We start from the raw sequence: 25240 nt of genomic DNA, 5'->3' as shown, positions 1-25240 counted from the left end.
TACAGACTGTCTAGAAACATCGACAGAACTCGAGCATGCCGTAAGGAATAGAAACAACGACATTGAGCCGAATAAGAAGAGATACTTAACCCCAATTTCGGTTAAGCCCGCCTTCGGCTTGGATTTAGGCATTTTTGTCGGACTCGTAAACGTCGCTTTTTACCCTATTTAATATTTGTAGTAGTAGGCGGTGTTGTTAGTGCCGAAGAAAGCGCCAGAAGCCACGATGCTTGCGTAGGACCAAATTCCAGCACCACGGTCAGCAGACCTTGAACACGAACTTATATTGCACGCGGTGGAGCGGTGAAGAGCAGAAGGGTGGTGGTAGTTTGAGTAAACGTAATAGGTACTTGATGGCTGGTTGATTCCGTATTGCCAGGTACCACCGGCAGGGTAGGCAGTTATTGCCTGTGCAGCCTGCCCAGCTCCAAACGTGAGCCCCATCGAAAGTGCAATTGCCCCAGTTACTTTGATGAACTTGTTCATTATTTCCCCCGAAATGTTTTTTTATGCTGAAAGCATTTTTGAAATTTTTACACGAAGTGAACAGCGTGTCAACAGAACATGGAAAAAATGAGTTTTGTGATAACTCTTATCCTCTTGCAGAACGCAAGAGGAGTTTAAGAATCCTTATCGAAACTTTTCATGTACCCAGATGCTTTGCGTTTATAGGCGCTCCAAACCCTAATTGTCTTTCAGGAAGGAGATGGTTGCAGGAGGTCCAACTTCTCAAAAAATAGGACAGAATTATCCGTTGCAGGGCTTATTGAATTTCGGCAATGGCAAAGAGTTGTCGACTGGAACAGTGCCCGAATCCCGCTTATCATAGGCAGCTTCGACAGCATCAAAAAGAACTTTAACTGTCTTTGGGTAGTTGATTGCTACCATGTAAGACTTGCCTGGATCATTTTTTTCCCAGTTCGCGCGGGCACGATCTGGCAATTTCCATTTACCGTTCAGTTCTGGCAAGGCGATTCCGACTAAACCTGACCGTTTATTACTCGAGTCGTTACGCAAGGTTGCAGAGATTTCCCAGTCAACAAAGTGGCGACTCCATGTGCACTTTCCCACCATCAGGATTGTCACTGTTGAATCGCGAAGGTAATCCTCCCGGATGCGACGCTTAATGTATTCATCTGAGCTGCTGTCCACGAAGTCGTGTTTTTCAGTTACTCCAACGCAGCGAAAGTGAAAAAAATCCTTGTATTCCGAAACAAAGGTTCTGACTTGTTCTTCATCTGCCACATGATAGGAAATAAAGACCTTGCGGCGAACACGACCCGGGGAGTCTCGGCCTTCATCTGCAATCTGCTGAACGCTTTTTCGCATATTGATGAATTCGTTTCCTTGAATATTTGTCATTGGCAGTCCCGCGTAACGACGGTAACAAAAGAAAGAATGAAGATGGCAACATAGAAAACCCAAATCGAAGGCGAAAAAGCCGCTTTCACCAATTCGGCAGACTTCAAAGCTGGTTTTTCGACCGTAAACAAATCTTGGGCGAGGACTTTGTTTGACTGTAAGTCATTTACAAATCGGCTATACACCCGACGAAACCAGCGTTCTTTTGCTAAGTAATATCCGTCCAGTCCCCACAAAACCAACACGAAGCCACCAAGAGCAGAAGCGCTGCGCAAATCTCTGTCTCCGAGCACGGCAACTATACCCACAACAGTTGCCGCTAGCATTTTTATCCCGCCACCCAAAGTGGAGAGCCGCCCAATTATGCTCTGCAAAATTGTCAGATGTGTTTGCACCCCAAGGCCATCAATGTCTAATCGCATTTAGAACCTCACTTCCTCTTTGTTGGAAGTCTAGTTTTGACAAAGGACAAACGCCATTGGTGTTGATGTAGATTGACGTCCCGTCGCTTCATATTCACAAACGGGTCGGCCTGATTCCTCCTCCGAGGAGTACCAGGCCATGGACAAGATGGCCAAACTCCTTGAGCACCAAGTAGATGTGCTCAGAGGTCAGGCAGAAGAGAAGTAATTACGCCTTGGGCTGCTGCTGCGTAATGCAGTGAATGCCGCCGCCGCGGGCAAAGAGTGGACGAGCGTCCACGAGCACAATCTCACGACCGGGATAGGCCTTAGCAAGAACCTTCTGAGCCTTCTTGTCGCCCTCGTCGTCGAATGCACACAAAATCACAGCACCATTGCAGACGTAGTGGTTGATGTAGCTGTAGTCGACCCAGCCTTCATCGTCCTGCAGAGTTTCTGGTGCTGGCACAGAGATGACGTTGAGCTTGTTGCCTTCGGCATCCCGAGCACCCTTGAGCACACGACGCACTTCTTGGCTAATCCAGTAGTCCGGGTGGTCCTGGTTCTTCTGATCGTGGAAGAGCACGGTGTCTTCATTGGCAAAGCAGGCAACGATGTCGATGTGACCACGGGTGCCGAATTCGTCATAGTCGCGGGTGAGACCACGAGGCATCCAGATCACGTCATCGATGCCGAGGGTGCGCCGCAGCTCTTCCTCAACCTGTGCCTTGGTCCAGTCCGGGTTGCGACCTGGATCAAGCTGCACGGTCTCGGTAATCATGACGGTGCGAGAACCATTGACATGGATGCCACCACCCTCATTGGTCAGAGGAGAGTCAATGCGGGGAACACCGATGGAGTCCAGAATGGTGGTGGCTGCCTGAGAGTCGTGCTCCCAGCTGGCCCAGGATTGTCCGCCCCAGCCATTGAAGATCCAGTTCACGCCGGCCAGGTTGCCCTTGTCATCGCGGACAAAGGTCGGCCCAATATCGCGCATCCAGGCGTCATCGAGTTCGGCGACCAGAACCTCCACTTTCGGGTCGAGCCACTTCTTCGCTTCGTCGACGGCACTGGGGTCAACCAAGATGGTGACCGGCTCAAATCGCACGATGGTGTTGGCCACGTCGGACCAGCACTTGCGTGCTTCATCGGCTAGTTCTTCAGTCTCACCGAGGGTGTAACCGGAAGAGGGCCACGCCATCCAGGTGCGCTCATGTTCTGCCCACTCTGCAGGCATGTGAAATTCACGAGGTGTCACGATTAGACCGTATTCCTAGTTAGACCATCGTGTCGAGGATTTCGACCAAAGATTCGTAAGAAGTTCTCGGGTTCACAATTGCGAAGCGAGTGTTGGGCTCGCCCTTGTGTGAGCTGGGAACAACAAAACCGATGCCGTCTGCGAGGAGTTTGTTGGACCACCGGGTGTAGTCCTCGAGCTTCCAGCCCTTCTTGGTGAACACCACGACGGAGAGTTGTGGATCACGCACCAGGTCCAGATCTGGACGGCGACGAATCTCATTAGCAATCTTGTAAGCCAACTGAATGTTCTGCTCAATGGCTTCGCGGTAGGCCGCAACACCATAGGTGGCCAGAGAGAACCACAGCGGTAATCCACGAGGACGACGCGTGAGGTTATAGGCGTAGTCGCTGGGGTTCCACTCTTCAGGGTTCTCGAGTGCATCCAGGTACTCAGCGTGCTGCGTGTGGGTCACACGTCCCAATTCAGGGTCTCGGTAAACCAGTGCACACGCATCGAAGGGAGCAAAGAGCCACTTGTGGGGATCGACAATAAACGAGTCCGCCAGAGCCACCCCGGCAAAGAGGTGCTTGGTGGTCGGTGCCAGCATCGCAGCGATGCCGTAGGCACCGTCTACGTGGAACCACACGTTGTGTGCCTTGGTGACTTTACCCACTGCTTCGAGTTCGTCCACGATGCCGAAGTTGGTGGTTCCACCGGTGGCGACGACGGCAAAGATGCCATCCCAGTCGCCTTCGAGTGTCTTCTCGAGGGCTTCACCGGTCAAGCGACCTTCAGCATTGACGGGGACAGGGACGATGTCCACGTCCATGACCCTCGCAGCGGCCTTGAGTGACGAGTGGGCTTCCGAACTACAGGCGAAGCGCCAGCGAGCAGGGAGAGATTTTCCAGTGGCCAGGAGGGCTTCCTTGGCGGTGTGACGAGCTGCAACCAGAGCAGAAAGGTTACCCAGGGTTCCACCCTGAACGAAGACGCCACCGGCGCCTTCAGGCATGCCGGCTTCTGTGGCGAGCCATTCGAGTACCTGGTTCTCGGCATAGACCGCACCAGCACCCTCCATCCACGATCCGCCATAGATGGTGGAGGCAGAGACGATGAGGTCAAACAGGGTTGCTGCCTCTGTCGGTGCACACGGAATGAAGGAGAGGTAGTTGGGGTGGTCGTTCGAGATGGTGGCTTCTGCCAACACGTTCTCAAACAAGCTCAGCGCTTCAATGCCGCCCATGCCCTCTTCGGTCACGGTGGCAGGAACTGCTGCACGCAGTTCTGAAATGGTCTTAGGCCCATCCAGCGGTGGCGGGTCGTAGTTCATGCGACGGCGAGCGTATTCAAATACTTGCTCGCGAAGCTTCATTGTTTCGAGATCGACGGTGTGCATGTGATTGCCGTTGGGCGTTGTCATGTCGCTGACATCCACTCTGTGTTCATCCGCTGAATGCCCGCCACGACGACTGTCGTGCGACTGGGGCCCTTCAGCAGGCTCAGACCACACTATCGGGGATGCTCGACACGCCGAAACCCCGGATTGAATTAAGTTTTTTCTCAGGCGGAAATGGCGTAAATATGCGGTTCTCTAGGCGAACTCACAGAATGTTATGAAAAAACTCACAAACACTACATGTAGTGGAATGACACAGGTGTGATTCACGTTATATAGTGATAACTCACCGCAGGGGTGCGGCAGAATCCCGCAAGGGATTCGACAAGTTTTATGGAGGCAAAAATGGAATTCGAATCAAACGACACCGTTGGTGGCTACGCAGTACCCGTAGATCCTATGGATCTGCTCCAGTGCGACAGCTGCCAGTAAAAAAGTAACTTCGCAGCACTGCTGCACAAGAACCTCAGACCAAAGATGGTCTGGGGTTCTTTGTTTAAGCTCAACATGCTCAGCCACGCCTAGAATTGTGCCGTGGCTGTAAATCCTGAACTTCAAGGTCGTGTCTTCCCTCCGACCGCCCCGTATCTTGTTGGACGCGAGAAGATTCGCGAGTTTTCTCGCGCCGTTCTTTCTACCAATCCCATCAACTTTGATGTGGAGGCAGCCAAGGCTGCTGGCCACGCAGACCTGGTTGCGCCACCTACCTTCCCTGTGGTCGTGCAGGAGGCAACCCTGGCCCAGCTGCTAGCAGAGCCAGATGCCGGTATCGACTTCTCTCGCGTTGTCCACGGTGAACAGCGCTTCACTTACACCCGTGCCATCGTTGCTGGTGATGAACTCACCGCAACCCTTACTGTCTCCAGTGTGAAGAGCCTCGGTGGCCACAACATGGTCACTGCAGACACCGACATTGTCGATGCCGAGGGCAAGCACGTCGTAACCGCGATCTCCACGCTGGTCGTTCGAGGAGATGAGGACTAATCATGGTTGACTACAGCTCCCTGACCAAGGGCGACGTTGTCGCCGAAGAGTCTTTCCACCTCACCCGTGACAACCTGGTGCGTTATGCCGGGGCATCCGGTGACTTCAACCCCATTCACTACCGCGATGATGTTGCGATCTCCGTTGGTCTTCCCGGAGTTCTTGCTCACGGCATGCTGACCATGGGTCTGGCTGTGCAGCCGGTCTCGAACTGGGTGGGCGACCCTGCTCGCATCGTGGACTACCAGGTGCGCTTTACCCGTCCAGTGTTGGTTGATGGTGCAACCGGTGCTGATGTCACCGTGACCGCAACCGTGGGTGCCCTGGAAGAAGAAACTCAGGTTGCCCGCATTGACCTCACCGTCAAATACAACGACGAGACTGTTCTGGGTAAAGCCCAAGTTCGCGTAAACCTCGCCTAGAAGATGACCTCTGTTCCGCTGTCGACACTGACCACCATCCAGGTGGGCGGTCCGGCGCGCGAACTCATCACAGTCACCACCCGGGAACAGCTCATCGAAGCTGCCGTGGACACGTGGGATTCGAATGAACCCTGGCTGATCTTGGGTGGCGGCTCCAACACCATCGTTGCGGACGAGGGATTTGATGGCACCGTCATTCACGTGGCCACCACCGGCATTGAACGTCAGCAGGACATCTCTCGTTCCCCGAACCACAGCACAATTCGCGTTGCCGCGGGGGAGAACTGGGACAACCTGGTTGCCTGGAGTATTTCCGAGGGACTTGCGGGTATTGAGGCACTCTCTGGAATCCCCGGCTCAACCGGGGCGGCACCGATTCAAAACATTGGCGCCTACGGCCAAGAGCTCTCTTCCGTACTCACCGCCGTTGAATTCCTTGACCGCTACACCCAGGAGATCTCCTGGATCCCCGCAGCTGACTTAGCTCTGGGATACCGCGACTCGGTGTTCAAGCAGGGCAAAGAAGGTGTTGTCCTCACGGTGGAGCTGAGCTTGGCCTCCTATGGCGAGAATCTCTCTGCCCCCATTGCCTTCCCTCAGCTTGCCTCGGCTCTCGGTGTTGAGCTTGGAGCGCAGGTCGCGCTCGCCGAGGTCCGCGAGACCGTGCTGAAGCTGCGTGCCAGCAAAGGCATGGTGCTGGATCCAGCTGATCCAGACACCACCAGTGCCGGTTCTTTCTTTATGAACCCCATCGTGACCGAAAACTTTGCCCGGAACTTGCCGGCAGATGCCCCCCGTTTTCCCGTGCAGAAGACACAACAAGATCGTGTGCTGCCTCTGGGTGCAGACGTTCCACCGCTTGCCTCGGTGGATGCCGGCCCCAACCTGGTCAAGCTCTCTGCTGCCTGGCTCATTGAGAACGCTGGGGTGAAGAAGGGGTATTCCATCCCCGGCTCCAAGGCAGGCATCTCTACTAAGCACACACTGGCCATTACGAACCGCGGTGGAGCCACCGCTGCTGAAGTAGTTGGACTGGCCACTTATGTTCAGGCGATGGTGCAGTCGCACTTCGGCATTATTTTGTATCCAGAACCGAACCTGATTGGTGTGGAGATCTAGCTATGGCGAAGTTTGAGAATCTCGACGAGTATTTCGCCAGCCTGGATGACACCAAGGCCGCAACCCTGCGTCGAGTGCTGGACGTCATCGCGACGAACTTTCCTGATTCCTCCGTCAAGCTGGCGTGGAACACTCCACAGATTCAGATTGCGGGAAAGTACGTCTTTGGTATGTCCGCGGCGAAGAACCATCTCTCGCTCGCGCCCTGGAGCGAAGCGGCCATGTCTACCTTTGCTGACCGGTTATCCGCTTACGAAACCACGAAGGGCTTATTCAAAGTCCCGGTGGATTGGGACGTTGACGGCGCACTAATTACAGACCTTATTCAGGCCAGAATGGCCGAACTCGGTCTGTAGGTAGCGTTCCTACTTGGTGCCGAAGAGCTTCTGCAGGCGCTGAATGCCCTCGAGCAGAGGGCCATCGCCGAGTGCGTAGCTAAAGCGCAGGTAACCACTGGGGCCGAACGCTTCACCGGGAACAGCGGCAACTTCTGCCTTGTCCAGGATGAGGTCTGCGAGCTCCAGAGTGTTGGTGGGTGTGACGCCATCCCATTCTTTGTTCAGCAGTGCGGTCACGTCGCAGTATGCGTAGAACGCACCTTCCGGCATGGGAACGTCGAAGCCGGGGATCTTGCGGAGTTCTTCCACAATGAGCTTGCGACGACGGTCAAAGGCTAGACGCATTTCTTCAACAGGTTCCTGAGGACCGGTCAGTGCAGCCAGAGCAGCACGCTGAGAAATGTTGGACACGTTCGAAGTCAAGTGAGACTGGAGGTTGGCAGCGGCCTTGATGGCATCGGCAGGGCCGACCATCCAACCCAGACGCCACCCGGTCATGGCATAGGTCTTGGCCACACCGTTGACCAGGATGGTGCGGTCCTGCAGGGCAGGAACAGCATCTACGATCGAGACTGCTTTCACGCCGTCATAGGTGAGGTTCTGGTAGATCTCATCGGCGATGATCCACAGACCGTGCTTCTCGGCCCATTCGCCAATGGCTTTGGTCTCCTCGGGAGAGTAGACAGCACCGGTGGGGTTCGAGGGAGAGACGAACAGCAAGAGCTTGGTCTTGTCGGTGCGAGCAGCTTCCAGCTGCTCGACAGTGACCTTGTATTCCTGGTCAGCACCAGCAAAGACATCAACCTGGACACCGCCAGCCAACTTAATGGCTTCAGGGTAGGTGGTCCAGTAGGGGGTGGGGACGAGGACCTCGTCACCTGGGTCAACCAGGGTGGCGAAAGCTTGGTAGACAGCCTGCTTGCCACCGTTGGTGACCACAACCTGGCTGGCATCTACTGCCCAGCCACTGTCGCGCTTGGTCTTGTCCGCAATAGCCTGGCGCAGCTCGGGCAAACCAGCTGCGGGGGTGTAGCGGTGATTCTTGGGATCCTTGACCGCCTCCAGCGCTGCCTCAACAATGTGCGCAGGGGTGGGGAAGTCAGGTTCACCAGCTGCATAGCTGATGACCGGACGACCGGCAGCTTGCAGTGCTTTTGCTTTGGCATCAACCTTGAGGGTTGCCGACTCGGCAATGGCGGAAATACGAGAAGAAATTCGCTTCAATTCAGGCACGGTTACCACTATAGAGCGAGGAGCTCAACTTTACAGAGGGGCGCTTTCTCGCCTATGCTGTTGCGAAGTGGTTGCAATATGCCATGCTTTCGCGCGCCTTCTTTTTGAAGAGGATCTGCGAAGCAAAGGGTGGTGGCTCAATTGGTAGAGCAGCGGTCTCCAAAACCGCAGGTTGCAGGTTCGAGTCCTGTCCGCCCTGCAAATCGAAAGGAAAAGATATGGCGCAAGACGTAGCCGACGAACCCGGTGAGGACATCGTCGCTCGTGCAAAGAAGGAGCGTGCTGGAAAGCGCAATCCTTTCTCGCGCCTTGCCCTTTTCATTCGACAGGTGATTGGCGAACTGAAAAAGGTCGTCACACCTACCCGTAAGGAACTCATCAACTACGTGTTAGTTGTGTTGGTTTTCGTGGTCATCATGATGGCTCTGGTTTCCGGCATGGACTACATCTTCGGTTGGGGTGTTGTCACCGTATTCGGTGATCCCACCGTGGCCACCACTGCTGGCTAACCAGCGGTAAACGATTTTCTAGATAAGACAGGAACAACGTGACTGAATCGACGCGCGAAGACGAGCAGCTGCTCGAGGCCGCACTGGATGCACTCTCCGAGACTGACGCAGCTGAGGTTGTGGACGTAGAAGCTGACGCAGTGATTGAAGACGCTCTCGACGTAGACACCATTGAAGAAGCTGAGGCAGCGATCGTCGCTTCTGAAGACGAAGAAGAAGTTGCTGACGACCCCTACGCAGCGTTCGAAGCAGAGCTTCGCACTCTGCCCGGTAAGTGGTACGTCATTCACTCCTACGCTGGCTTTGAGCGCAAGGTCAAGCACAACATCGAGAACCGTCGTACCTCGATGCAGCTCAACGATTTCATCTTCCAGATCGAAGTTCCTATGGAAGACGTTGTGGAGATCAAGAACGGCCAGCGCAAGATGGTTACCCGTGTTCGTATCCCCGGATACGTACTCGTTCGCATGGACCTTAACGAAGACAGCTGGTCGTGTGTTCGTCACACCCCCGGTGTTACTGGCTTCGTAGGCAACGCTCACAACCCCACCCCACTGCGCTTCCAGGAAGCATTCAACATGCTGAAGCCATTGGTTGAGGTCAAGGATGTCCCCACCGCCAAGGCTGTCCAGGCCAAGGGTGGTCAGGCTGTTGCTCGTACTCCTATCGCAGAGATCGACTTCGAAATCGGCGAGACCGTGGTTATCAAGGAAGGTTCGTTCGCTGGCCTCCCCGGAACCATCAACGAAATCAAGCCCGAGAGCGGCAAGCTCACCGTGCTGGTTTCGCTGTTCGAGCGTGAGACCCCCGTCGAGCTCAGCTTCGACCAGGTCACCAAGCAGTAGAAAAGTTTCCCTGAGCTAAGTCTCAGGGATTACCGCGAATCAGGTTCGCCTGATTTCACGGGAGAGTTCATCGGAACCCCGATGAGTTCGAATTCAAAAAAAGGAAAAAGAAATGGCACCGAAAAAGAAGGTCACAGGTCTGATTAAGCTTCAGATCCAGGCCGGCGCCGCGAATCCAGCTCCTCCTGTTGGTCCCGCTCTGGGTCAGCACGGTGTGAACATCATGGATTTCTGCAAGGCATACAACGCAGCAACCGAATCACAGCGCGGAAACATCATCCCCGTTGAAATCACTGTTTACGAAGACCGTTCATTCGACTTCATCCTCAAGACTCCTCCTGCAGCTGAAATGATCAAGAAGGCCGCTGGCGTTGCTAAGGGTTCTGGTACTCCTCACACTGTGAAGGTTGCCAAGCTCACTCAGGCACAGGTTCAGACCATTGCGGAAGCAAAGATGGTTGACCTCAACGCTAACGACATTGATGCAGCTAAGAAGATCATTGCCGGAACTGCACGTTCCATGGGCATCACGGTAGAGGGCTAAGGGGTATAAATCATGGCTAAGAAGTCAAAGGCATACCTTGCCGCTGCCGCAAAGATCGAAGAAGGCAAGTACTACACCGCTACCGAAGCAGTTGCAATTGCTAAGGAAACCGGTTCCGCTAAGTTCAACAGCACCGTTGAGGTAGCCCTCAAGCTCGGTGTTGACCCTCGTAAGGCAGACCAGATGGTTCGTGGAACCGTCATGCTGCCTCACGGTACCGGTAAGACTGCACGCGTTATCGTGTTCGCAACCGGTCCTGCTGCAGAAGCTGCACTCGCAGCTGGTGCTGACGAGGTTGGTGGCGACGAGCTCATCGAGAAGGTAGCCGCTGGTTACACTTCCTTCGATGCAGCTGTATCGACCCCTGAGCTCATGGGTAAGGTCGGTCGTCTCGGTAAGGTACTGGGTCCTCGTAACCTGATGCCAAACCCCAAGACCGGAACCGTAACTCCTGATGTTGCTAAGGCTGTTAACGACATCAAGGGCGGAAAGATCGAGTTCAAGGTAGACAAGCACTCCAACGTTCACTTCATCGTTGGTAAGGCTTCGTTCACCGCTGAGCAGCTGTCCGAGAACATCGCAGCCGCTCTTGACGAAGTTGTTCGCCTCAAGCCTTCATCGGCAAAGGGCCGTTACATCCAGAAGGGTGCTGTCTCGACCACTTTCGGTCCTGGTATCCCCCTCGATGTTGCAAGCATCTAAGTTCAACTGAACTAGAGCAATGGGCTCGTCGCGTATGCGACGGGCCCATTCTTCATTTCTGGGATGTGTGCCAAGCTGAAGTAATGGATCAGCCCCGCCCCTTCTTCGTGCGATACCCGGTATTCGCGTCGACGATTGTGTTGGCGATTATCGGTGGTGTTCTCGCACTCACTGGTCTGGAAGAAGCCGCGCGCTGGATCATCAGCATCTTTGCGCTGGCTATTGCCGCTAAAGAGTCCGTCGGCATGGTTCGCTCCATCCTCAAGGGCAGCTGGGGCATCGATGTTCTCGCGGTCACTGCCATTATTGCCACAGTGTTGGTGGGGGAATACTGGGCCAGCATCATCATTGTGTTGATGTTCACCGGTGGTGAATCTCTCGAGGACTATGCCGAGAGTCGCGCCAAGCGTGAGCTGACCTCTCTGCTGGATAACACCCCACAGATTGCTCACCGCGAGGTGTATTCCAGTGCGGGTGCGGAAAAGGGTGCACTCTTTGCCACCAAAGACTGCCCTGTTGCCGAGCTCAACATTGGTGACGTCGTTGTGGTGAAGCCCGGTGAGCTGATTCCCGTGGACGGTATCCTACTCACTCCTGAGGCCACCCTCGATGAGTCTTCCCTGACGGGTGAAAGCATTCCGGTTGAACGCGTCAAAGGCGATGCGGTCATCAGCGGTTCGGTCAACGGCTCCGCCGTGTTCCGAATGGAAGTCACTGCTCTGGCGGCAGATAGTCAGTATCAGCGCATTGTGGAGCTCGTGAAGGAAGCCTCTGAGAGCAAAGCACCGTTCGTGCGTCTTGCCGACCGCTATGCGGTTCCCTTCACCATCGTGGCGTATGTGTTGGCGATTACTGCCTGGATTCTCAGCGGCAACCCCACGCACTTTGCCGAAGTACTGGTGGTGGCAACGCCCTGCCCGCTGATCATTGCTGCCCCTGTTGCGTTCATTGCCGGTATGAGCCGTGCTGCTCGCCACGGCATCATCGTGAAGAACGGTGGCACCCTCGAGAAGCTCGCCCGCATCAAAACAGTTGCGTTCGATAAGACGGGAACCCTCACCCATGGCCAGCCCGTGTTGAGCAAAGTGAAGACGGCCCCGGGTATTGAGGAAGACGAACTGGTGCGCTTGGCCGCTATAGCCGAGCAATACTCTGCCCACACCCTTGCCCACTCCATCGTGGTCGGTGCCCAGCAGCGTGGTCTCACTGTTGAACCCTGCACCGATGTCACCGAGACCACCGCTGCTGGTCTGACCGCCACCATCGAGGGCAAGAAAGTTGTGGTGGGCAAATACAGCTTTATTGCCGAGCAAGATCCCAACGCGGTGCGAGTCGAAATCACTGCCGGTGAACTTGCTGTTTATGTCGCCATCGACGGGAAGTTCGCCGGAGCATTACTGCTGCGTGATGAGCTCCGTGCCGATGCCCCCGATACTCTGCAGTGGCTGTCTGCCCTGGGTGTTCGTCACACCCTCATGCTCACCGGTGACGGACAAGTCACCGCAGAGCATGTGGCGAGAGAGTTAGGCGTGACCAACGTCCGAGCTGAATGTTTGCCCCTGGATAAAGTCCGCGCCGTGGAGGCGGTGACTGATCGTCCCGTGATGATGGTGGGTGATGGAGTCAACGACGCTCCTGTGCTCGCGGCAGCCGATGTTGGCGTGGCGATGGGTGCTCGCGGATCCACTGCCGCCAGTGAGTCAGCTGACGTGGTCATTATGAAAGATGATCTTCACCGCGTTGCCCGCTCTATTGAAATCGGTCAGCAGACCATTCGGATTGCGTTGCAGAGCATCTGGATTGGTATTTCACTGAGCCTGATTCTGATGGTCCTCGCCACCTTCGGACTCATTCCCGCCGTCGTGGGAGCCGGATTCCAGGAAGTGATCGATGTGATTGCGATTCTTAACGCGCTACGAGCTCTTGGAACTTCGCGTTGGCTTGTAAAGCTCCATCTGGCGCCACGGTCATTACAGCCACAGCAAAGTTCTGTGTGATCTGATTCAGGGTTGCTTGACCACCCGAAATGATTGCGGTGGCAAGCACATCTGCCGTAATGATGTCTTCTGCTATGACGGTGGCCTGAACAAAGTCTTTGGTTGTTTCGGGGCGCAGCCAGATGTGTTCCCCGCGCTCTGCCGATCCCGAGGTGGCCATGGCAGGAAACTCAGAGGTAAGTCGGATGGCGGCCAAGATTGTTCCGCGGTCTTGAGGTTCCAGAATGCCCGTGACCCAGCCACTCTCCTCAGCGGATTGATCACCCGAGGTGGTGAGGTCGCCACCGACGTTGACGGAAAAGTTCCCAAAGCCGGCATCGCGTAGCAGCGCAGCTGCAGCGTCAATGGCCACAGCTTTGATGGTTCCGGAAAGATCAATCACCCCATCGGGACGGTGAGGAGTGAATGCGCCATCCGTCTTCTCACGCCAGTCCAGCGCGCGGGCATATTCACTGCGCATCTCGTCGCTGGAATCTGCGAGGGCTAGCTCACCACGAGCAATAGCTGAGATCTCCGAATTCTCGAGATAGAGAGAAAAAATCGCATTGAGCCGTGCACACTCGTGCTCGATTTCGTTGAGCACTGCAATGGCACTGTCCTCGCGTGAGTGCTCGCCAAGTTCTGCATCCGCGATGCGAATACTGACCATGGTTCCCATGGTCTCGAACGAGTGCACTGCCATGAGGAAAGGGTTAGCCCGTGAAGCCGGCAGCGTCCAGAGCGGACTGCAACGACTGCATGTAGGACTGAGAGGTGTATGTCGCACCGCTGACGTTGGCAACCTGAGCACTTTGAGCGCTGAGGACTTCTTCACGCAAAATGGGGTTAGCGCGTGAACTGATCTGTTCAGACTTGCGGTCAGCAGTCTGTGTTTGAAGCACGATGACGTCTGAAATCTGTCCGCTCGAAATAACGACCTGAACCTGCTGTGCACCATAGCGGGTGTTGATAACCGCGCCATCGTAGGTGCCATCTGCAGGGCCTGACGCAACAGGGGCTGTGGTCTCCGCGGGAGTAGAGCTGCTGGTGTCTGAGGAAGCAGCGGGCGTGGAGGCGGCGCTCGAAGAGCTTGCACCAACAGTTGTTCCCGAGGCTGCAGCCTGGCTCTGTGGGAGGGAAGACACGAGTGTTCCCACGCCTGCCTGCCAGCCGATGGCCACGATTGCTGCCGAACCAACTCCGGCTAAGAAAGCACTACCTGCTCGCATTAGAAATCAAACCTTTCAGCGTGGATCTGGTGATCCTTGAGTCCGAGACGCTTGGCGTCGCGGATGACGAGTTCTGTCCAGGGGGTTGGACCACAGATGTAGAGATCGGATTCTTTGATTTTGGGAGCGAGCGTCAGCAGTGATTCACCCTGTCCGTATGCTTCAGCCGAAAGCCAGGTGTGAACACCGCGAGGGCGGTGACCTACCAGCACCCGGAGCGAGGCAGACTTTTCAACACAGAGGTCGTAGGTCTCCTGCCACAAGTAGACATCCTCAGCGTCGCTGCCGCGAAGAATCACTGTTGCTTCGTGGGGAGCGAGATCAGATGCCTCGAGCAGAGCGCGGATGGGCGTGATACCAATGCCGGCGCCGACAAACACGGCCTTGTTAGTGGTGCGTGCTTCATCCGTGAAAAGTCCGTAAGGACCTTCGAAGCTGACACGGGTGCCGGGCTTGAGGGTCAGCAGCTTGCCACTTCCCTTACCCAGATCGCGCACGGTGATGCGAAGTGAACGACCATCAGGGTGTGCTGAAAGCGAGTAGGGGTGTGCGTCCAGCCGCATATTTGGTGCCCAGAAACGCCACTGGAAGAACTGCCCGCCTTGCGCCCGGAGCGCATCGAGGCCACGACCACGCATGGTGACAGACACCACACCGGGAGCTTCCACAACAACTTCGCTGACCCGCAGATCGTGACGAAGCGAACTTGCCACGGGAACGATGACTCGAAAGATAGTGATGGCTGCCAAAGAGCCAACATAGAGCGCCATCCAGTACCAGCGAGCCCAAGTACCGTCAGCGAACATCATGCCCTGAGTGAACTGGTGGGGAAGTGCCAGCAGGACTGCTGCATATGAAAGTAGGTGCACGACGTACCAGAACTCATAGGAGAGTTTCTTGCGGACGATGACCAGTGAGGTCACGACAACCAGGATCAGAAGACCGGTTGCAATGAAGGCAATGGACATGTCCTGCTGGTTCGCAATCATGTCGATGGCTTCAGCAATAGGGTTGAGTCCCTGTGCGATGCCATACCCGATCATGAGCAGAAGCATGTGAGCAAGGATCAAGTAGAGAACGGGCTTACCCAGCTTGCGGTGCAAGGCCAGTGCCTTGTCGTGTCCAAAGGTGCGGTCAATTGCAGGAATACGTGCAGCGAGCACGAGCATGACTAGAAGAAGATCAGAACCGATCAGGCCGGTCACGATGCCGAGGCCAGTTGTGACGTCCTTGATGTTGATGAAGTAGGTGGCTCCGCCATCTGCCAAGAACAGGGCAAGAGCGATAGCAACCGAGAAGTAAACGATGGTCTCGAGGAGATCTCCACGGCGCAGACGTGCTTTGTATCCACGCTTGATGGCCGTTGCACGCTCAGAAGTGGCGCTGCCACGACGAGCAGCCTGGGGGGTGCGGTATGGAGCAGTGGAGATCATGAGATAAAACTGTCAGGTTTCTCTGAGGGAACCCTATGACAAACCTATGAATTACTTATGAAAGTAAATCCGCCCGATTAGGAGTCATTAATCCTCTGGATTTTGGGTGATGGCTTTCTTGGGCTTGGTTACGGCGGCAACGTTTTTTGCCATGTCCAAACTTGCCAGATGCTTCTTGAGTCGCTTTGCCATGGGTAGGAAGGTAGCGAGAGTCACACCACCAGAAACTAGTCCACCAATAACGGGTACGACTTTGGAGATTCCTTTGGCAAAAATTTGTTTGGACATCTGCACGCCAAGATATGCAGAAACCCTTTTAACCACGGGGTAAATCACGCCCTGAGTGAGCGCCTTGCTAGGGAGCGTTCTTACGATTTGTTCTGAAATGAGTCCCGAAACCTGAACAATAGCCTTGTTTGCAGCCTGAACCCCAAACATGACACCAACAAAGAGCGCAAGGATACCCTTCGTAGCGTCGTCTGGTTCGTCAGTTTCTGAAAAAAGGTTTGGCCAGCTATAGAGGTATGCGAGCTTCTGAGTAATCCGCAAAATGTGTCCCATGTATTGGGCTACATCGAGGGGGATTGTTCCAAGCATCGCGAAGCCGCCTGGGATTCCCGCAACAGCAGAAATAGTACTTACTCGAGTGGTTTACCATTTGATTGCTTCATCTGCAAGCCTGTTGATGATGTCTTGTGATATTCCAGCTGCTGCCGGGCTCTCGGCTATTGCGATTGTGATTTGTTCTTCAGTGCAAAAGTGATTCAGCGCACTTCGAAGAAAGTCACTCCGATCGATTCGGACCGCAGGTAATTTTGCAGCTGAAACCAGTGCGTTTTCGAAATTGATACCTTTGCGCTTTTCTAGATTCCCCATTTGGCAATTCTAGGGAAATGCACAAAATTCATAAAATAATGAATTAGTTGAACTGCCACGAACGCTTGGACAAGCCGTACCAGAAGCCATCAATAGCACTCGTATTGTCCAACCCAGTACCCAAAGCAGCGCCCAAAGACACATACAGGGGCGCCCAGTGCTCAATGCGGGGGTGTGCTTCGTGGGCAGCAGGAGCCTTATCCCAGAAGTTCAGCAGGGCATCAATGTCCTTGTTCTGCAGGGCTTCGTCAGCCCAGTGGTCGAACTCTGCTGAGGCTTGTGGTGGTTCACCGTCAGGGCCAGCTCCAGGGTTGAACCAGCGCAGATTGTGGGTGGTGAAGCCCGAGCCCACAATCAAGGTTCCTGCATCGCGCAGAGGAGCAAGCTTGCGACCCATCTCGAACAGATCAACCGGGTTCAAGCTGGGCAGGGACAACTGCAGAACAGGAATATCTGCGTCCGGATACATCTGGGTCAACGGAACATAAGCACCGTGGTCCAAACCACGGCTCTGATCCTGCTGAACGTCGGGGCCTAGAACACCGAGCACATCAGCTGCCAGCTCTGTGGCTGCAGGGGTGTTGTATTGCATTTCGTAGTACTTGCTAGGGAAACCATAAAAGTCATAGACCAGCCCGGTGTTCTCCCGGGTGGAGCTGATGGTGGCGGGAGCTTCTTCCCAGTGAGCAGAGACCATGAGGATCTGCTTGGGCTTCTCAATAGCCTGACCCCAACCAGCAAGTTCGCTGGACCAGCGAGCGTCATCAACCAACATGGGAGCACCGTGGCTCATAAACAGCACTGGCTGGGTGATCTCGCTCATCGGTATCCCCTTATCTGAACCACTCTGTGGGGCTCACTTGAGTGAATGCGTCAGCGTTCGGATTTATTCCGCCGGATTATTTGAAAATAATCGTGCGCTGACCATCGCGCAGGATGCGGTCCTCGGCAAACCACTTGACCGCTTGGGTCAGAGTGCGACTTTCTTCGTCCTGACCAATGGCAACCAGTTCCTCAGGAGAACGAGAGTGATCCACACGGACCACGTTCTGCTCAATAATCGGACCTTCATCCAGGTCACTGGTGACAAAGTGAGCGGTGGCACCGATGAGCTTCACGCCACGAGAGTGCGCCTGCTTGTAGGGGTTGGCACCCTTGAAGCCGGGCAGGAAGCTGTGGTGAATGTTGATGATCTTGCCCTCAAGCTTCTTACACAGCTCCGGTGAGAGTACCTGCATGTAACGGGCAAGAACGACCAGTTCGACGTCGTTCTCTTCCACGACCTCGAGCAGACGCTTCTCAAAAGCTGCCTTCTGCTCAGGTGTGGTCACGGGCATGGACTCAAAAGGAATGCCATAGAAGCCAGCAAGGGAGCTGAGCTCATCGTGGTTCGACAGTACGAGAGGAATCTCAACAGGCAACTGTCCAGCACGCTGGCGGAACAGGATGTCGTTGAGGCAGTGGGCTGCCTTGGTGGCGAGGACAAGGGTGCGCAGGGGGCGTCCGACCACGTCGAGTCGCCATTCCATGTCATAGGTTGAAATAACAGGTTGCAGTGCAAGCTCGAATTCTTCGCGGCTAGCGGTGGTCTCCACCTGCAGACGCATGAAGAAAGTTCCAGTGTCATCACTGGAGAACTGCTGGCTCTCGGTGATGTTTCCGTTGGCTGCAACAATGGCGCCACTCACCGCGTGGACGATGCCGGGTTTATCGGCACAAACAAAGGTGAGTACCCAGTGCGTTGCTTCAGACATGTATCAAGATTATTGCCTTCAGGCTTGGTAGACTGACACAGTCGCAACTGGCGTTGAGATGGGTATCCATCAGGGAGCGATATGAGATCGGATCTGGCCGAACGCCTGGGCTAAGAACGAGAAAAACCTGTTCCGGGTTTTACCCGGTCTACCCCTAGGAGCCCACTGTGTCTTCAGATAACACCTTCAACGCCCCTCTCTCCGAGGTTGACCCCGAGATTGCTGCAGTACTGCAGAACGAACTCGGTCGCCAGCGCGACTTCCTCGAGATGATTGCCTCCGAGAACTTCGTTCCTCGTGCAGTGCTCGAATCTCAGGGTTCGGTTCTCACCAACAAGTACGCCGAGGGCTACCCCGGCAAGCGTTACTACGGTGGTTGCGAATTTGTTGACGTGGCAGAAAGCCTCGCCATCGAGCGCGCAAAGAAGCTTTTCGGTGCTGCTTACGCCAACGTTCAGCCTCACTCGGGTGCAACGGCTAACGCTGCAGTACTGCACGCCATTGCTCAGCCTGGCGACACCATCCTCGGTCTTGAGCTTGCTCACGGTGGTCACCTCACCCACGGTATGAAGCTCAACTTCTCCGGCAAGGTCTACAACCCTGTTGCTTACGGTGTTGACCCTGAAACTTTCCTCGTCGACATGGATGTTGTGCGCAAGCTCGCTCACGAACACAAGCCCGCCGTCATCATTGCGGGTTGGTCGGCATACCCTCGTCAGCTCGACTTCGCTGCGTTCCGTGAAATCGCAGATGAGGTTGGCGCCAAGCTCTGGGTCGACATGGCTCACTTCGCAGGTCTGGTTGCAGCTGGTCTGCACCCCAACCCCGTGCCTTTTGCTGACGTGGTCTCCACCACCGTTCACAAGACCCTTGCTGGTCCTCGCTCCGGTCTGATCCTCAGCCGTGACGAAGAACTGGCCAAGAAGCTCAACTCCGCAGTGTTCCCCGGACAGCAGGGTGGTCCCCTCATGCACGTCATCGCAGCGAAGGCAACCGCCTTCAAGCTCGCGATGGAGCCAGAGTTCAAGGACCGTCAGCAGCGCACCCTCCGTGGTGCACAGATCATTGCTGACCGCCTGACTCAGCCTGACATGAAGGCTGCTGGCGTTGATGTGCTCACCGGTGGCACCGAAGTTCACTTGGTACTTGTTGACCTGCGTAACTCTCCTTTGGATGGCCAGCAGGCTGAAGACGTGCTGCACGAGTCCGGCATCACCGTGAACCGTAACTCGGTACCGTTCGACCCACGTCCACCCATGGTCACCTCGGGTCTGCGTATTGGTACACCCGCACTGGCAACTCGGGGCTTCGGCGACGCAGAGTTCACCGAGGTTGCAGATGTCATTGCTGAGGCGCTCAAGCCCGGTGCTGATGTTTCTGCTCTTAAGGCTCGCGTCAAGGTTCTCACCGAGAACTTCCCCCTATACCCCGGCCTCGAGCAGTGGTAGCAATCACTCTCGACGGCATCGCAACTGCGACTGCCGTCAAGGGTGAACTCGCTGGCCGCATCGCAGCACTCAAAGCCAAGGGAATCACCCCTGGACTGGGCACGCTGTTGGTTGGCGACGACCCTGGATCGCGTTCCTATGTCGCGGGTAAGCACCGCGACTGTGCTGAGGTGGGCATTGAGTCCATTCGGGTAGACCTCCCCGCAACAGCCACTCAGGCTGATGTTGAGGAAGCTATCAAGAAACTCAACGCAGACCCTGCTGTCACCGGCTACATCGTTCAGCTTCCCTTACCCAAGGGCTTGGATGAGCATGCAGCTCTTGAGCTCATTGATCCTGCCAAGGATGCCGATGGTCTCCACCCCATGAACTTGGGACGACTTGTCATGGGCATTGAAGGAGAACTGGCTTCGCCACTTCCCTGCACACCTGCCGGGATTGTGGAGCTGTTGCAGCGCTATGACGTTCCACTTTCGGGCAAACACGTCACCGTGGTGGGCCGTGGCCTGACCGTGGGGCGTCCACTGGGACTTCTGCTCACTCGTAAGGGCATTGACTCAACTGTGACGCTCACCCACTCCCGCACCGTCAACATTGAAGACGAGATTCGTCGCGCTGATGTTGTCGTTGCTGCCGTGGGTGTTCCCCACTTCATCAAGCCTGAGTGGGTCAAGCCTGGTGCTGCAGTTCTGGATGTGGGAATTACCCGAGTGGAGAATGCAGAGACGGGCAAGGCCAAGCTCACCGGTGATGTGGACCCTGCAGTGGCTGAGGTTGCTGGCTACTTCTCACCGAATCCTGGTGGCGTGGGGCCGATGACGCGTGCGATGCTCTTGGCCAATGTGGTCAAGGCAGCGGAGCTGGCTGCTAGCTGTACTGCCCAGGCAGGTTGGTTGAGTAAATGTGACGACTCGCTGTAGTCGTTAAACGTGAGTGAGTACCTCCGGGAGTGGAGTGGAGCTGTCAAAGGCATTCACAACACCACCCGGAGGTACTCATGTCCCACGCTAATGCCGCTTTAACTCCTCGTCATCGTCTTCGCATCGCGCGCCTCATAGTTGATGAAGGTTGGACAGTCGTTGCGGCTGCCCACATGTTCAATGTTTCGTGGCCAACAGCTAATCGTTGGGCTCAAAGATATGCGGCTATGGGTGTTGCCGGGATGGATGATCGTTCTTCCCGGCCACATCGAAGCCCGAATAAAACCGATCAACAACTCGTTCGCAAGATTGTGCATTTGCGGTGGAAGAAACGCCTTGGACCAGTGGCTATCGGCGGGAAACTGGGCCTCTCAGCTTCAACTGTTCATGCCGTTCTAGTTCGATGCCGTCTGAACAAACTTCATCACGTTGATGTTCGAACGGGGGAAGTTATCCGCCGTTATGAACATGCGACCCCTGGAGCGATGATTCATGTTGATGTGAAAAAACTCGGCAAGATTCCAGATGGTGGCGGTAGTCGATACGTCGGGCGTCAGCAAGGAAACCTCAATATTCGCGCCACTGCAGGGCGGCCAAAGAACAATAAACGTGGACGTGTTGCAGGGATAACATTCGTCCACACTGTTATCGATGATCATTCCCGCATTGCCTATGCCGAGGTTCATGCCAATGAAACTGCAGACACTGCTGTCGGCGTTTTACGCCGCGCAGTGTCGTGGTTTGCTGCAAGAGGAGTCACTGTTGAGCGAGTTCTTTCCGACAATGGACCTGCCTACGTGTCTCATTTGTGGAGAGATGCGTGCAACGAACTTGGCATCAAACCGAAAAGGACAAGGCCCTACAGGCCACAGACGAACGGCAAAATTGAACGCTTCCACCGCACCTTGGCCGATGGTTGGGCCTTTGGGAAGTTCTACAACACTGATTCAGCTAGAAACAACGCGTTGCCAGGATGGTTGCACGAATACAATCACCATAGGCCCCACACTGCGATCGGAAACCGGCCACCCATGAGCCGCTTAACTAACGTCCCTGGGCAGTACAGCTAGTTGCTTCGGCCTTATAAATCTCAAGGCGCTTGCGGTAGTTCGCTGCGTTGTTTCGCACGCCTTCTTGCTCTTCCGGCGTGAGTTCGCGGCGCACCTTCGCAGGAACACCTGCCACCAGTGAGCCGGGAGGAACAATCATTCCTTCCAGCACCAAGGCGCCGGCAGCAACAAGAGAACCCTTGCCGATTACGGCGCCATTCATCACGGTGGCATGCATGCCGATGAGGCAGTCATCTTCCACGGTGCAGCCGTGGATCACGGCGTTGTGTCCGACGGAGACGTTCTTGCCCAGGGTGAGGGGGTAGCCGGTGTCGACGTGGCCGCTGACGTTGTCTTGGATGTTGGAGCCTTCACCGATCACGATCGGTTCATAGTCTCCACGCAGGACTGCGTTGAACCAGATGCCCACATTGGCGTGCAGGGTGACATCGCCGGCCAGGCGAGCGCCTGGTGCGATGTAGCACGAGTCGTCCACGCTAGGGGTTCCATAGGTGGGTACCGAAATGATCTGGGCTGAATCCTGAGAAGTCATGCTCTCAGCCTAGAACGCTATCGCCTGGGTTCAGGAGGAAGTTTGGGTCCAATTTCCGGTGCGCGGCGAGCATACGCCTTTTCAGCATTCGTTGCTTGCCACTTCCGCAGAGCTCGCCACCAGGCTGCACTCTTGTGCTTCCAGGCTTTGCGGAGCTCTTTGTTCCAGAGTTCCAGCACCGCAGCATCATTGAATGACTGCACGGAGTCGATAGCAGCCTTGCGCATGGCAAGGACCTTCTCGGCAGGCAGCGACTGTAGACGCACAATGGCTGCTGCCATGGCATCGGTGTCTCCGTCGTGGATGAGGAAACCATTGACCCCGTCCACAATGATGTCGCTGGGGCCATACGGGATATCAAAGGAAATAGGAATACAGCCAGCGGCCATGCCTTCCAGCAGAACCAGAGGAGTTCCTTCGGTTTCTGAGGTAATCAGAATAAAGCTCGCGGTCTTAGTCTCGCCCAAAGCAGTGGTGCTATAGCCGTGAAGGGTAGCAAAGCGGGTCGCATCTACGGCGTTCACCATGGCGTCAACTTCTGACTTACTTTCGCCATCTCCATAAACATCGAGGTGAAGCGGGGTAGTTGCATGCGCCTTACTGGCAGCTTCAATAGCGAGGTGAACGCGCTTGCGTGGCACAAAGGCCGCCACCACGATGCCGCGGTCCACAGGACGCTCGAGTGTGATGGAGCTGGGATCAGGAAGTGGCACTGAGTTAGGTATGACCGCCAGGTTGGGGCTGGCACCGACGATGTCGGTGACATCCTTACGCTGACGCTTGGTCAGTGTTGCCACGAGGTCATAGGCCGGAAGATTCTGAATGCTCTTGCTGCGGGCTTCACTGAGGATGGGTCGGCCATCAGATGTGATGCCCTCCACATGTGCACCCTGGATCACGTGCACGGTCAACGCATTGCGGCGACGGTATTCAATGAACATGTTTACTGCCGTCTTACTGTCCACGATGTAGGTGGTGGGAGTCTTGCCATTCATGCGGTCAAGCGCCCAGTGATAGAAGTCGTTGGCGACCTTCCAGAGCTTGTAGGGCTTTCCCTCAACATCACACAGGATGATGCGGCGTCCGCCTCGGACTCCGCGCTCGCGGAAGTCCCGGCGGTCGCTGAGCATCAAGGTGCCATCTTCACGGAAGTGATCCACCTGCAGCACCGTCACGTCATCGGCGGCATAGCGCGTGCGAGAGATTTCCTTGTCACCACGGAAGGTTGATTCAAAAGAGTCACTGTCGGCAATGGGAGTGAATGCTTTATCGAGAGTGGTCGACGGACCCGTAGACCGGTCAGGAATCTGTTCAGTACGCAGCCAATCCCATAAATTGCGAATGGAGACGTCACCGAAGAGACGTCCCATTTTGCGCAGTTCAACCTCAACCTGGTCGTAGTCAGGGAAGTTATCGAAGGTGAGGACCGTGACATGGCCGGCACCTGCCTGGCTCATGATGCCTGCGCGATGAAGCAAGGTCACGGTGAGACCACCAGAGTCTGTGCGGATTCCCCAGGTGACGCTGACGTAGTTGGAGGAAGGCAGAACGGTTGGACTCACCTGCTCATGCTACTTGTTCCTCTAAAACAAACCGGGGTAGCGGTGCTCTGTCAGAATAAGGATATGAAGCGGGGAATCATTGCAGGGCTGTTAGCTATTTCAGTGGGGTTGACCTTGGGAGCGTGCGCTCCAGAAGTGCCGGTGGCTAAGCCCACGGTAACCAAGACGGTGAAGCCGACCCCCACTCCCACGGCTCACCCCGGTATCGGGCCAGAATGTCCCACCGATGACTGCTTCACCATCACCGCAACCGGTGACATGCTTTTCCACGCAGGACTGTGGAAGCCAGCAGTTATTCCGACTGATGCCAACGGCCGTAACTACGACTTCATGCCACTTCTGCAGGGCCAGAGCGCATATCTCAACAAAGCAGATATCGCGATGTGTCACCAAGAGACACCTTTTGCTCAAGTTGGTGAAGCTCCCACTGGCTACCCCATTTTCAATACTCCGTGGGAGTTAGCTGTCACGACCAAAGCAATTGGGTATGACGCCTGCACCACCGCCAGTAATCACACTGTTGATATGGGCTACGCCGGTGTTGTGAGGACTCTAGATGTCTTGGATCAAAACGGCCTCAAGCACACTGGTTCCTACCGTTCACCCGAGGAGGCCAACGGGGTCCTCATCATGGACACCCCTGCAGGGCGGGTGGCATTCATTGAACACACCTTCTCTGTCAATGGCAACTACAACGAATTCGACTGGCAGGTGAACTACCCACTAGATCCTGACGTGATGATTGCGCGTGCAGCTCAGGCGCGTGCACTGGGCGCCGATGTGGTTATTGGTGTCCAGCACGCGGGAACTGAATACTCGAACGAAGCCGACATTCAGCAGATCAACAATGCACACGCATTGATTGATAGCGGCCAGTTCGACATGGTTTATGGCCACCACCCTCACGCCATCCAACCCATGGAGTTTTATAACGGCAAGTGGATTGTTTACTCCTTGGGTAATGGAATCAGCGAATCTTCCGGTGACTATCCCGTGAACAATGAGTTCCTCATTATGCGTGCACAGTTCAGCAAGGCTGCAGATGGCACCTGGTCGGTCAGTGACATGGCGTGGGCTCCAGCCACCAATAAGCAGGACGGCGTCTATCGCTGGTGCTCGGTGGCTTCGGATGCTCCTCAAGGTGTGTGTCAATCTCCTGAGTTCGATGCTGGAGTGCGCGAACGCACCCGTGCCACTGTCAACGCCATGGGCGCTGAAGCTGCTGGCGCTCATGAATGGCTTGTGACGCAGGATAAGTAGCCCGAACGCCACAGGCTCCCTTTGTTACGGCTCGCGACTGGCCTCAGGTCTCATAAGAAACACTCAGGTTACGCTTAAGTACGAA

The 25240-nt window shown here is 55.3% G+C and carries 28 protein-coding genes, 1 tRNA gene and 1 riboswitch; of the genes, 14 read left to right on the top strand and 15 right to left on the bottom strand.

The window, feature by feature from the left end:
- Positions 1-168 precede the first annotated feature (168 nt).
- From AURMO_RS07325 to AURMO_RS07305, 5 genes are all read right to left on the bottom strand, one after another.
- The gene (locus tag AURMO_RS07325; RefSeq protein WP_110234511.1) at positions 169-486 is read right to left on the bottom strand and encodes a lactococcin 972 family bacteriocin; all 318 of its coding nucleotides are present in this window, start codon (positions 484-486) and stop codon (positions 169-171) included.
- A gap of 261 nt (positions 487-747) precedes the next feature.
- A complete protein-coding gene (locus AURMO_RS07320; RefSeq protein ID WP_110234509.1) occupies positions 748-1362 on the bottom strand; it encodes a TIR domain-containing protein in 615 nt (204 codons plus the stop codon).
- A complete protein-coding gene (locus tag AURMO_RS07315) occupies positions 1359-1784 on the bottom strand; it encodes a hypothetical protein (RefSeq protein WP_110234507.1) in 426 nt (141 codons plus the stop codon). The genes AURMO_RS07320 and AURMO_RS07315 overlap by 4 nt, the downstream gene beginning before the upstream one ends.
- 208 nt (positions 1785-1992) lie before the next feature.
- Positions 1993-3000 (bottom strand): agmatine deiminase family protein, encoded by a 1008-nt coding sequence (locus AURMO_RS07310; RefSeq protein ID WP_110234505.1) that lies wholly within the window; start codon positions 2998-3000, stop codon positions 1993-1995.
- 40 nt (positions 3001-3040) lie between these two features.
- Positions 3041-4423 (bottom strand): pyridoxal phosphate-dependent decarboxylase family protein, encoded by a 1383-nt coding sequence (locus tag AURMO_RS07305; protein WP_110234917.1) that lies wholly within the window; start codon positions 4421-4423, stop codon positions 3041-3043.
- A gap of 510 nt (positions 4424-4933) precedes the next feature.
- Between AURMO_RS07305 and AURMO_RS07295 the strand changes: the two genes are divergently transcribed.
- From AURMO_RS07295 to AURMO_RS07280, 4 genes are read left to right on the top strand one after another with little or no spacing between them, the layout of a single operon-like run.
- Complete coding sequence (locus AURMO_RS07295) at positions 4934-5383, top strand: MaoC family dehydratase N-terminal domain-containing protein (protein WP_110234503.1); 450 nt, start codon at positions 4934-4936, stop codon at positions 5381-5383.
- Positions 5384-5385: 2 nt separating this feature from the next.
- Positions 5386-5805, top strand: coding sequence for a MaoC family dehydratase (locus tag AURMO_RS07290; protein ID WP_110234501.1), 420 nt, complete (start codon positions 5386-5388; stop codon positions 5803-5805).
- 3 nt (positions 5806-5808) lie between these two features.
- A complete protein-coding gene (locus AURMO_RS07285; protein WP_110234499.1) occupies positions 5809-6924 on the top strand; it encodes a UDP-N-acetylmuramate dehydrogenase in 1116 nt (371 codons plus the stop codon).
- Positions 6925-6926: 2 nt separating this feature from the next.
- Positions 6927-7280, top strand: a complete 354-nt coding sequence (locus tag AURMO_RS07280) for an iron chaperone (protein WP_110234497.1) — start codon at positions 6927-6929, stop codon at positions 7278-7280.
- A 9-nt stretch (positions 7281-7289) separates the two neighbouring features.
- On the opposite strand, the gene AURMO_RS07275 is transcribed toward AURMO_RS07280, so the two are convergent.
- Positions 7290-8495, bottom strand: coding sequence for a pyridoxal phosphate-dependent aminotransferase (locus AURMO_RS07275; protein ID WP_110234494.1), 1206 nt, complete (start codon positions 8493-8495; stop codon positions 7290-7292).
- A gap of 126 nt (positions 8496-8621) precedes the next feature.
- Here AURMO_RS07275 and AURMO_RS07270 point away from each other — a divergent pair.
- The 6 genes from AURMO_RS07270 to AURMO_RS07245 all read left to right on the top strand — a co-directional run bounded on the left by AURMO_RS07270 (position 8622) and on the right by AURMO_RS07245 (position 13092).
- Positions 8622-8694 (top strand) — tRNA-Trp (locus AURMO_RS07270).
- A 19-nt stretch (positions 8695-8713) separates the two neighbouring features.
- Positions 8714-9004 carry a preprotein translocase subunit SecE gene (secE, locus tag AURMO_RS07265; protein ID WP_110234491.1) on the top strand — a complete coding sequence of 97 codons (291 nt, stop codon included), beginning with the start codon at positions 8714-8716 and terminating at the stop codon, positions 9002-9004.
- 38 nt (positions 9005-9042) lie between these two features.
- A complete protein-coding gene (nusG, locus tag AURMO_RS07260) occupies positions 9043-9849 on the top strand; it encodes a transcription termination/antitermination protein NusG (protein ID WP_110234488.1) in 807 nt (268 codons plus the stop codon).
- A gap of 112 nt (positions 9850-9961) precedes the next feature.
- The gene (gene rplK / locus AURMO_RS07255; RefSeq protein WP_110234485.1) at positions 9962-10393 is read left to right on the top strand and encodes a 50S ribosomal protein L11; all 432 of its coding nucleotides are present in this window, start codon (positions 9962-9964) and stop codon (positions 10391-10393) included.
- A 12-nt stretch (positions 10394-10405) separates the two neighbouring features.
- The gene (rplA, locus tag AURMO_RS07250) at positions 10406-11095 is read left to right on the top strand and encodes a 50S ribosomal protein L1 (RefSeq protein ID WP_110234483.1); all 690 of its coding nucleotides are present in this window, start codon (positions 10406-10408) and stop codon (positions 11093-11095) included.
- Positions 11096-11178: 83 nt separating this feature from the next.
- Entirely contained in the window at positions 11179-13092 is a 1914-nt protein-coding gene (locus tag AURMO_RS07245) for a heavy metal translocating P-type ATPase (protein WP_110234481.1), read from the top strand.
- Here AURMO_RS07245 and AURMO_RS07240 read toward each other — a convergent pair.
- The 7 genes from AURMO_RS07240 to purU all read right to left on the bottom strand — a co-directional run bounded on the left by AURMO_RS07240 (position 13001) and on the right by purU (position 18363).
- Positions 13001-13774 (bottom strand): FAD:protein FMN transferase, encoded by a 774-nt coding sequence (locus AURMO_RS07240; protein ID WP_110234479.1) that lies wholly within the window; start codon positions 13772-13774, stop codon positions 13001-13003. The genes AURMO_RS07245 and AURMO_RS07240 overlap by 92 nt on opposite strands.
- Before the next feature lie 10 nt (positions 13775-13784).
- Complete coding sequence (locus AURMO_RS07235) at positions 13785-14300, bottom strand: FMN-binding protein (RefSeq protein WP_110234477.1); 516 nt, start codon at positions 14298-14300, stop codon at positions 13785-13787.
- Positions 14300-15733: a ferredoxin reductase family protein gene (locus tag AURMO_RS07230; protein WP_239406818.1), complete on the bottom strand. Its 1434-nt coding sequence runs from the start codon at positions 15731-15733 to the stop codon at positions 14300-14302. The genes AURMO_RS07235 and AURMO_RS07230 overlap by 1 nt, the downstream gene beginning before the upstream one ends.
- A gap of 87 nt (positions 15734-15820) precedes the next feature.
- On the bottom strand, positions 15821-16330 hold the full coding sequence (locus AURMO_RS07225; protein ID WP_110234475.1) for a hypothetical protein: 510 nt from the start codon (positions 16328-16330) through the stop codon (positions 15821-15823).
- Positions 16331-16384: 54 nt separating this feature from the next.
- The gene (locus AURMO_RS07220) at positions 16385-16609 is read right to left on the bottom strand and encodes a hypothetical protein (RefSeq protein ID WP_110234473.1); all 225 of its coding nucleotides are present in this window, start codon (positions 16607-16609) and stop codon (positions 16385-16387) included.
- 43 nt (positions 16610-16652) lie between these two features.
- Complete coding sequence (locus AURMO_RS07215) at positions 16653-17432, bottom strand: dioxygenase family protein (protein WP_110234471.1); 780 nt, start codon at positions 17430-17432, stop codon at positions 16653-16655.
- Positions 17433-17508: 76 nt separating this feature from the next.
- The gene (gene purU, locus AURMO_RS07210; RefSeq protein ID WP_110234468.1) at positions 17509-18363 is read right to left on the bottom strand and encodes a formyltetrahydrofolate deformylase; all 855 of its coding nucleotides are present in this window, start codon (positions 18361-18363) and stop codon (positions 17509-17511) included.
- Positions 18364-18396: 33 nt separating this feature from the next.
- Positions 18397-18481, top strand: a riboswitch (ZMP/ZTP riboswitch).
- A gap of 49 nt (positions 18482-18530) precedes the next feature.
- On the opposite strand from purU, the gene glyA reads away from it, so the two are divergent.
- The 3 genes from glyA (at position 18531) to AURMO_RS07195 (ending at position 21801) form a co-directional block, all read left to right on the top strand.
- Positions 18531-19811: a serine hydroxymethyltransferase gene (gene glyA, locus AURMO_RS07205; RefSeq protein ID WP_110234466.1), complete on the top strand. Its 1281-nt coding sequence runs from the start codon at positions 18531-18533 to the stop codon at positions 19809-19811.
- Complete coding sequence (locus tag AURMO_RS07200; RefSeq protein ID WP_110234464.1) at positions 19805-20731, top strand: bifunctional methylenetetrahydrofolate dehydrogenase/methenyltetrahydrofolate cyclohydrolase; 927 nt, start codon at positions 19805-19807, stop codon at positions 20729-20731. The genes glyA and AURMO_RS07200 overlap by 7 nt, the downstream gene beginning before the upstream one ends.
- A 77-nt stretch (positions 20732-20808) precedes the next feature.
- Positions 20809-21801 carry an IS481 family transposase gene (locus tag AURMO_RS07195; RefSeq protein ID WP_110233195.1) on the top strand — a complete coding sequence of 331 codons (993 nt, stop codon included), beginning with the start codon at positions 20809-20811 and terminating at the stop codon, positions 21799-21801.
- On the opposite strand, the gene AURMO_RS07190 is transcribed toward AURMO_RS07195, so the two are convergent.
- Both AURMO_RS07190 and AURMO_RS07185 read right to left on the bottom strand, forming a co-directional pair.
- Positions 21776-22333 carry a gamma carbonic anhydrase family protein gene (locus AURMO_RS07190; RefSeq protein ID WP_110234462.1) on the bottom strand — a complete coding sequence of 186 codons (558 nt, stop codon included), beginning with the start codon at positions 22331-22333 and terminating at the stop codon, positions 21776-21778. The two genes, AURMO_RS07195 and AURMO_RS07190, sit on opposite strands and share 26 nt — an antisense overlap.
- 17 nt (positions 22334-22350) lie before the next feature.
- The gene (locus tag AURMO_RS07185; protein WP_110234460.1) at positions 22351-23895 is read right to left on the bottom strand and encodes a glycosyltransferase; all 1545 of its coding nucleotides are present in this window, start codon (positions 23893-23895) and stop codon (positions 22351-22353) included.
- Between the two features lie 63 nt (positions 23896-23958).
- On the opposite strand from AURMO_RS07185, the gene AURMO_RS07180 reads away from it, so the two are divergent.
- Positions 23959-25155 (top strand): CapA family protein, encoded by a 1197-nt coding sequence (locus AURMO_RS07180; protein WP_110234458.1) that lies wholly within the window; start codon positions 23959-23961, stop codon positions 25153-25155.
- Positions 25156-25240: the final 85 nt, after the last annotated feature.

The organism is Aurantimicrobium photophilum (assembly GCF_003194085.1).
GTDB lineage: Bacteria > Actinomycetota > Actinomycetes > Actinomycetales > Microbacteriaceae > Aurantimicrobium > Aurantimicrobium photophilum.
Note: the sequence above shows the minus strand (reverse complement) of the source record. Positions and strands in the feature narration are given on the sequence as shown.

Bases quoted from the DNA above. Each gene is read 5' to 3' on its own strand.
- AURMO_RS07220 (WP_110234473.1), bottom strand. From the start codon at position 16,609: ATGGGGAATCTAGAAAAGCGCAAAGGTATCAATTTCGAAAACGCACTG.
- AURMO_RS07225 (WP_110234475.1), bottom strand. From the start codon at position 16,330: ATGCTTGGAACAATCCCCCTCGATGTAGCCCAATACATGGGACACATT.
- AURMO_RS07310 (WP_110234505.1), bottom strand. From the start codon at position 3,000: ATGCCTGCAGAGTGGGCAGAACATGAGCGCACCTGGATGGCGTGGCCC.
- AURMO_RS07240 (WP_110234479.1), bottom strand. From the start codon at position 13,774: ATGGCAGTGCACTCGTTCGAGACCATGGGAACCATGGTCAGTATTCGC.
- AURMO_RS07235 (WP_110234477.1), bottom strand. From the start codon at position 14,300: ATGCGAGCAGGTAGTGCTTTCTTAGCCGGAGTTGGTTCGGCAGCAATC.
- purU (WP_110234468.1), bottom strand. From the start codon at position 18,363: ATGTCTGAAGCAACGCACTGGGTACTCACCTTTGTTTGTGCCGATAAA.
- secE (WP_110234491.1), top strand. From the start codon at position 8,714: ATGGCGCAAGACGTAGCCGACGAACCCGGTGAGGACATCGTCGCTCGT.
- AURMO_RS07315 (WP_110234507.1), bottom strand. From the start codon at position 1,784: ATGCGATTAGACATTGATGGCCTTGGGGTGCAAACACATCTGACAATT.
- rplK (WP_110234485.1), top strand. From the start codon at position 9,962: ATGGCACCGAAAAAGAAGGTCACAGGTCTGATTAAGCTTCAGATCCAG.
- AURMO_RS07290 (WP_110234501.1), top strand. From the start codon at position 5,386: ATGGTTGACTACAGCTCCCTGACCAAGGGCGACGTTGTCGCCGAAGAG.
- AURMO_RS07285 (WP_110234499.1), top strand. From the start codon at position 5,809: ATGACCTCTGTTCCGCTGTCGACACTGACCACCATCCAGGTGGGCGGT.
- AURMO_RS07180 (WP_110234458.1), top strand. From the start codon at position 23,959: ATGAAGCGGGGAATCATTGCAGGGCTGTTAGCTATTTCAGTGGGGTTG.
- AURMO_RS07320 (WP_110234509.1), bottom strand. From the start codon at position 1,362: ATGACAAATATTCAAGGAAACGAATTCATCAATATGCGAAAAAGCGTT.
- rplA (WP_110234483.1), top strand. From the start codon at position 10,406: ATGGCTAAGAAGTCAAAGGCATACCTTGCCGCTGCCGCAAAGATCGAA.
- AURMO_RS07325 (WP_110234511.1), bottom strand. From the start codon at position 486: ATGAACAAGTTCATCAAAGTAACTGGGGCAATTGCACTTTCGATGGGG.
- AURMO_RS07305 (WP_110234917.1), bottom strand. From the start codon at position 4,423: ATGACAACGCCCAACGGCAATCACATGCACACCGTCGATCTCGAAACA.
- AURMO_RS07190 (WP_110234462.1), bottom strand. From the start codon at position 22,333: ATGACTTCTCAGGATTCAGCCCAGATCATTTCGGTACCCACCTATGGA.
- AURMO_RS07195 (WP_110233195.1), top strand. From the start codon at position 20,809: ATGTCCCACGCTAATGCCGCTTTAACTCCTCGTCATCGTCTTCGCATC.
- AURMO_RS07245 (WP_110234481.1), top strand. From the start codon at position 11,179: ATGGATCAGCCCCGCCCCTTCTTCGTGCGATACCCGGTATTCGCGTCG.
- AURMO_RS07215 (WP_110234471.1), bottom strand. From the start codon at position 17,432: ATGAGCGAGATCACCCAGCCAGTGCTGTTTATGAGCCACGGTGCTCCC.
- AURMO_RS07280 (WP_110234497.1), top strand. From the start codon at position 6,927: ATGGCGAAGTTTGAGAATCTCGACGAGTATTTCGCCAGCCTGGATGAC.
- AURMO_RS07230 (WP_239406818.1), bottom strand. From the start codon at position 15,733: ATGATCTCCACTGCTCCATACCGCACCCCCCAGGCTGCTCGTCGTGGC.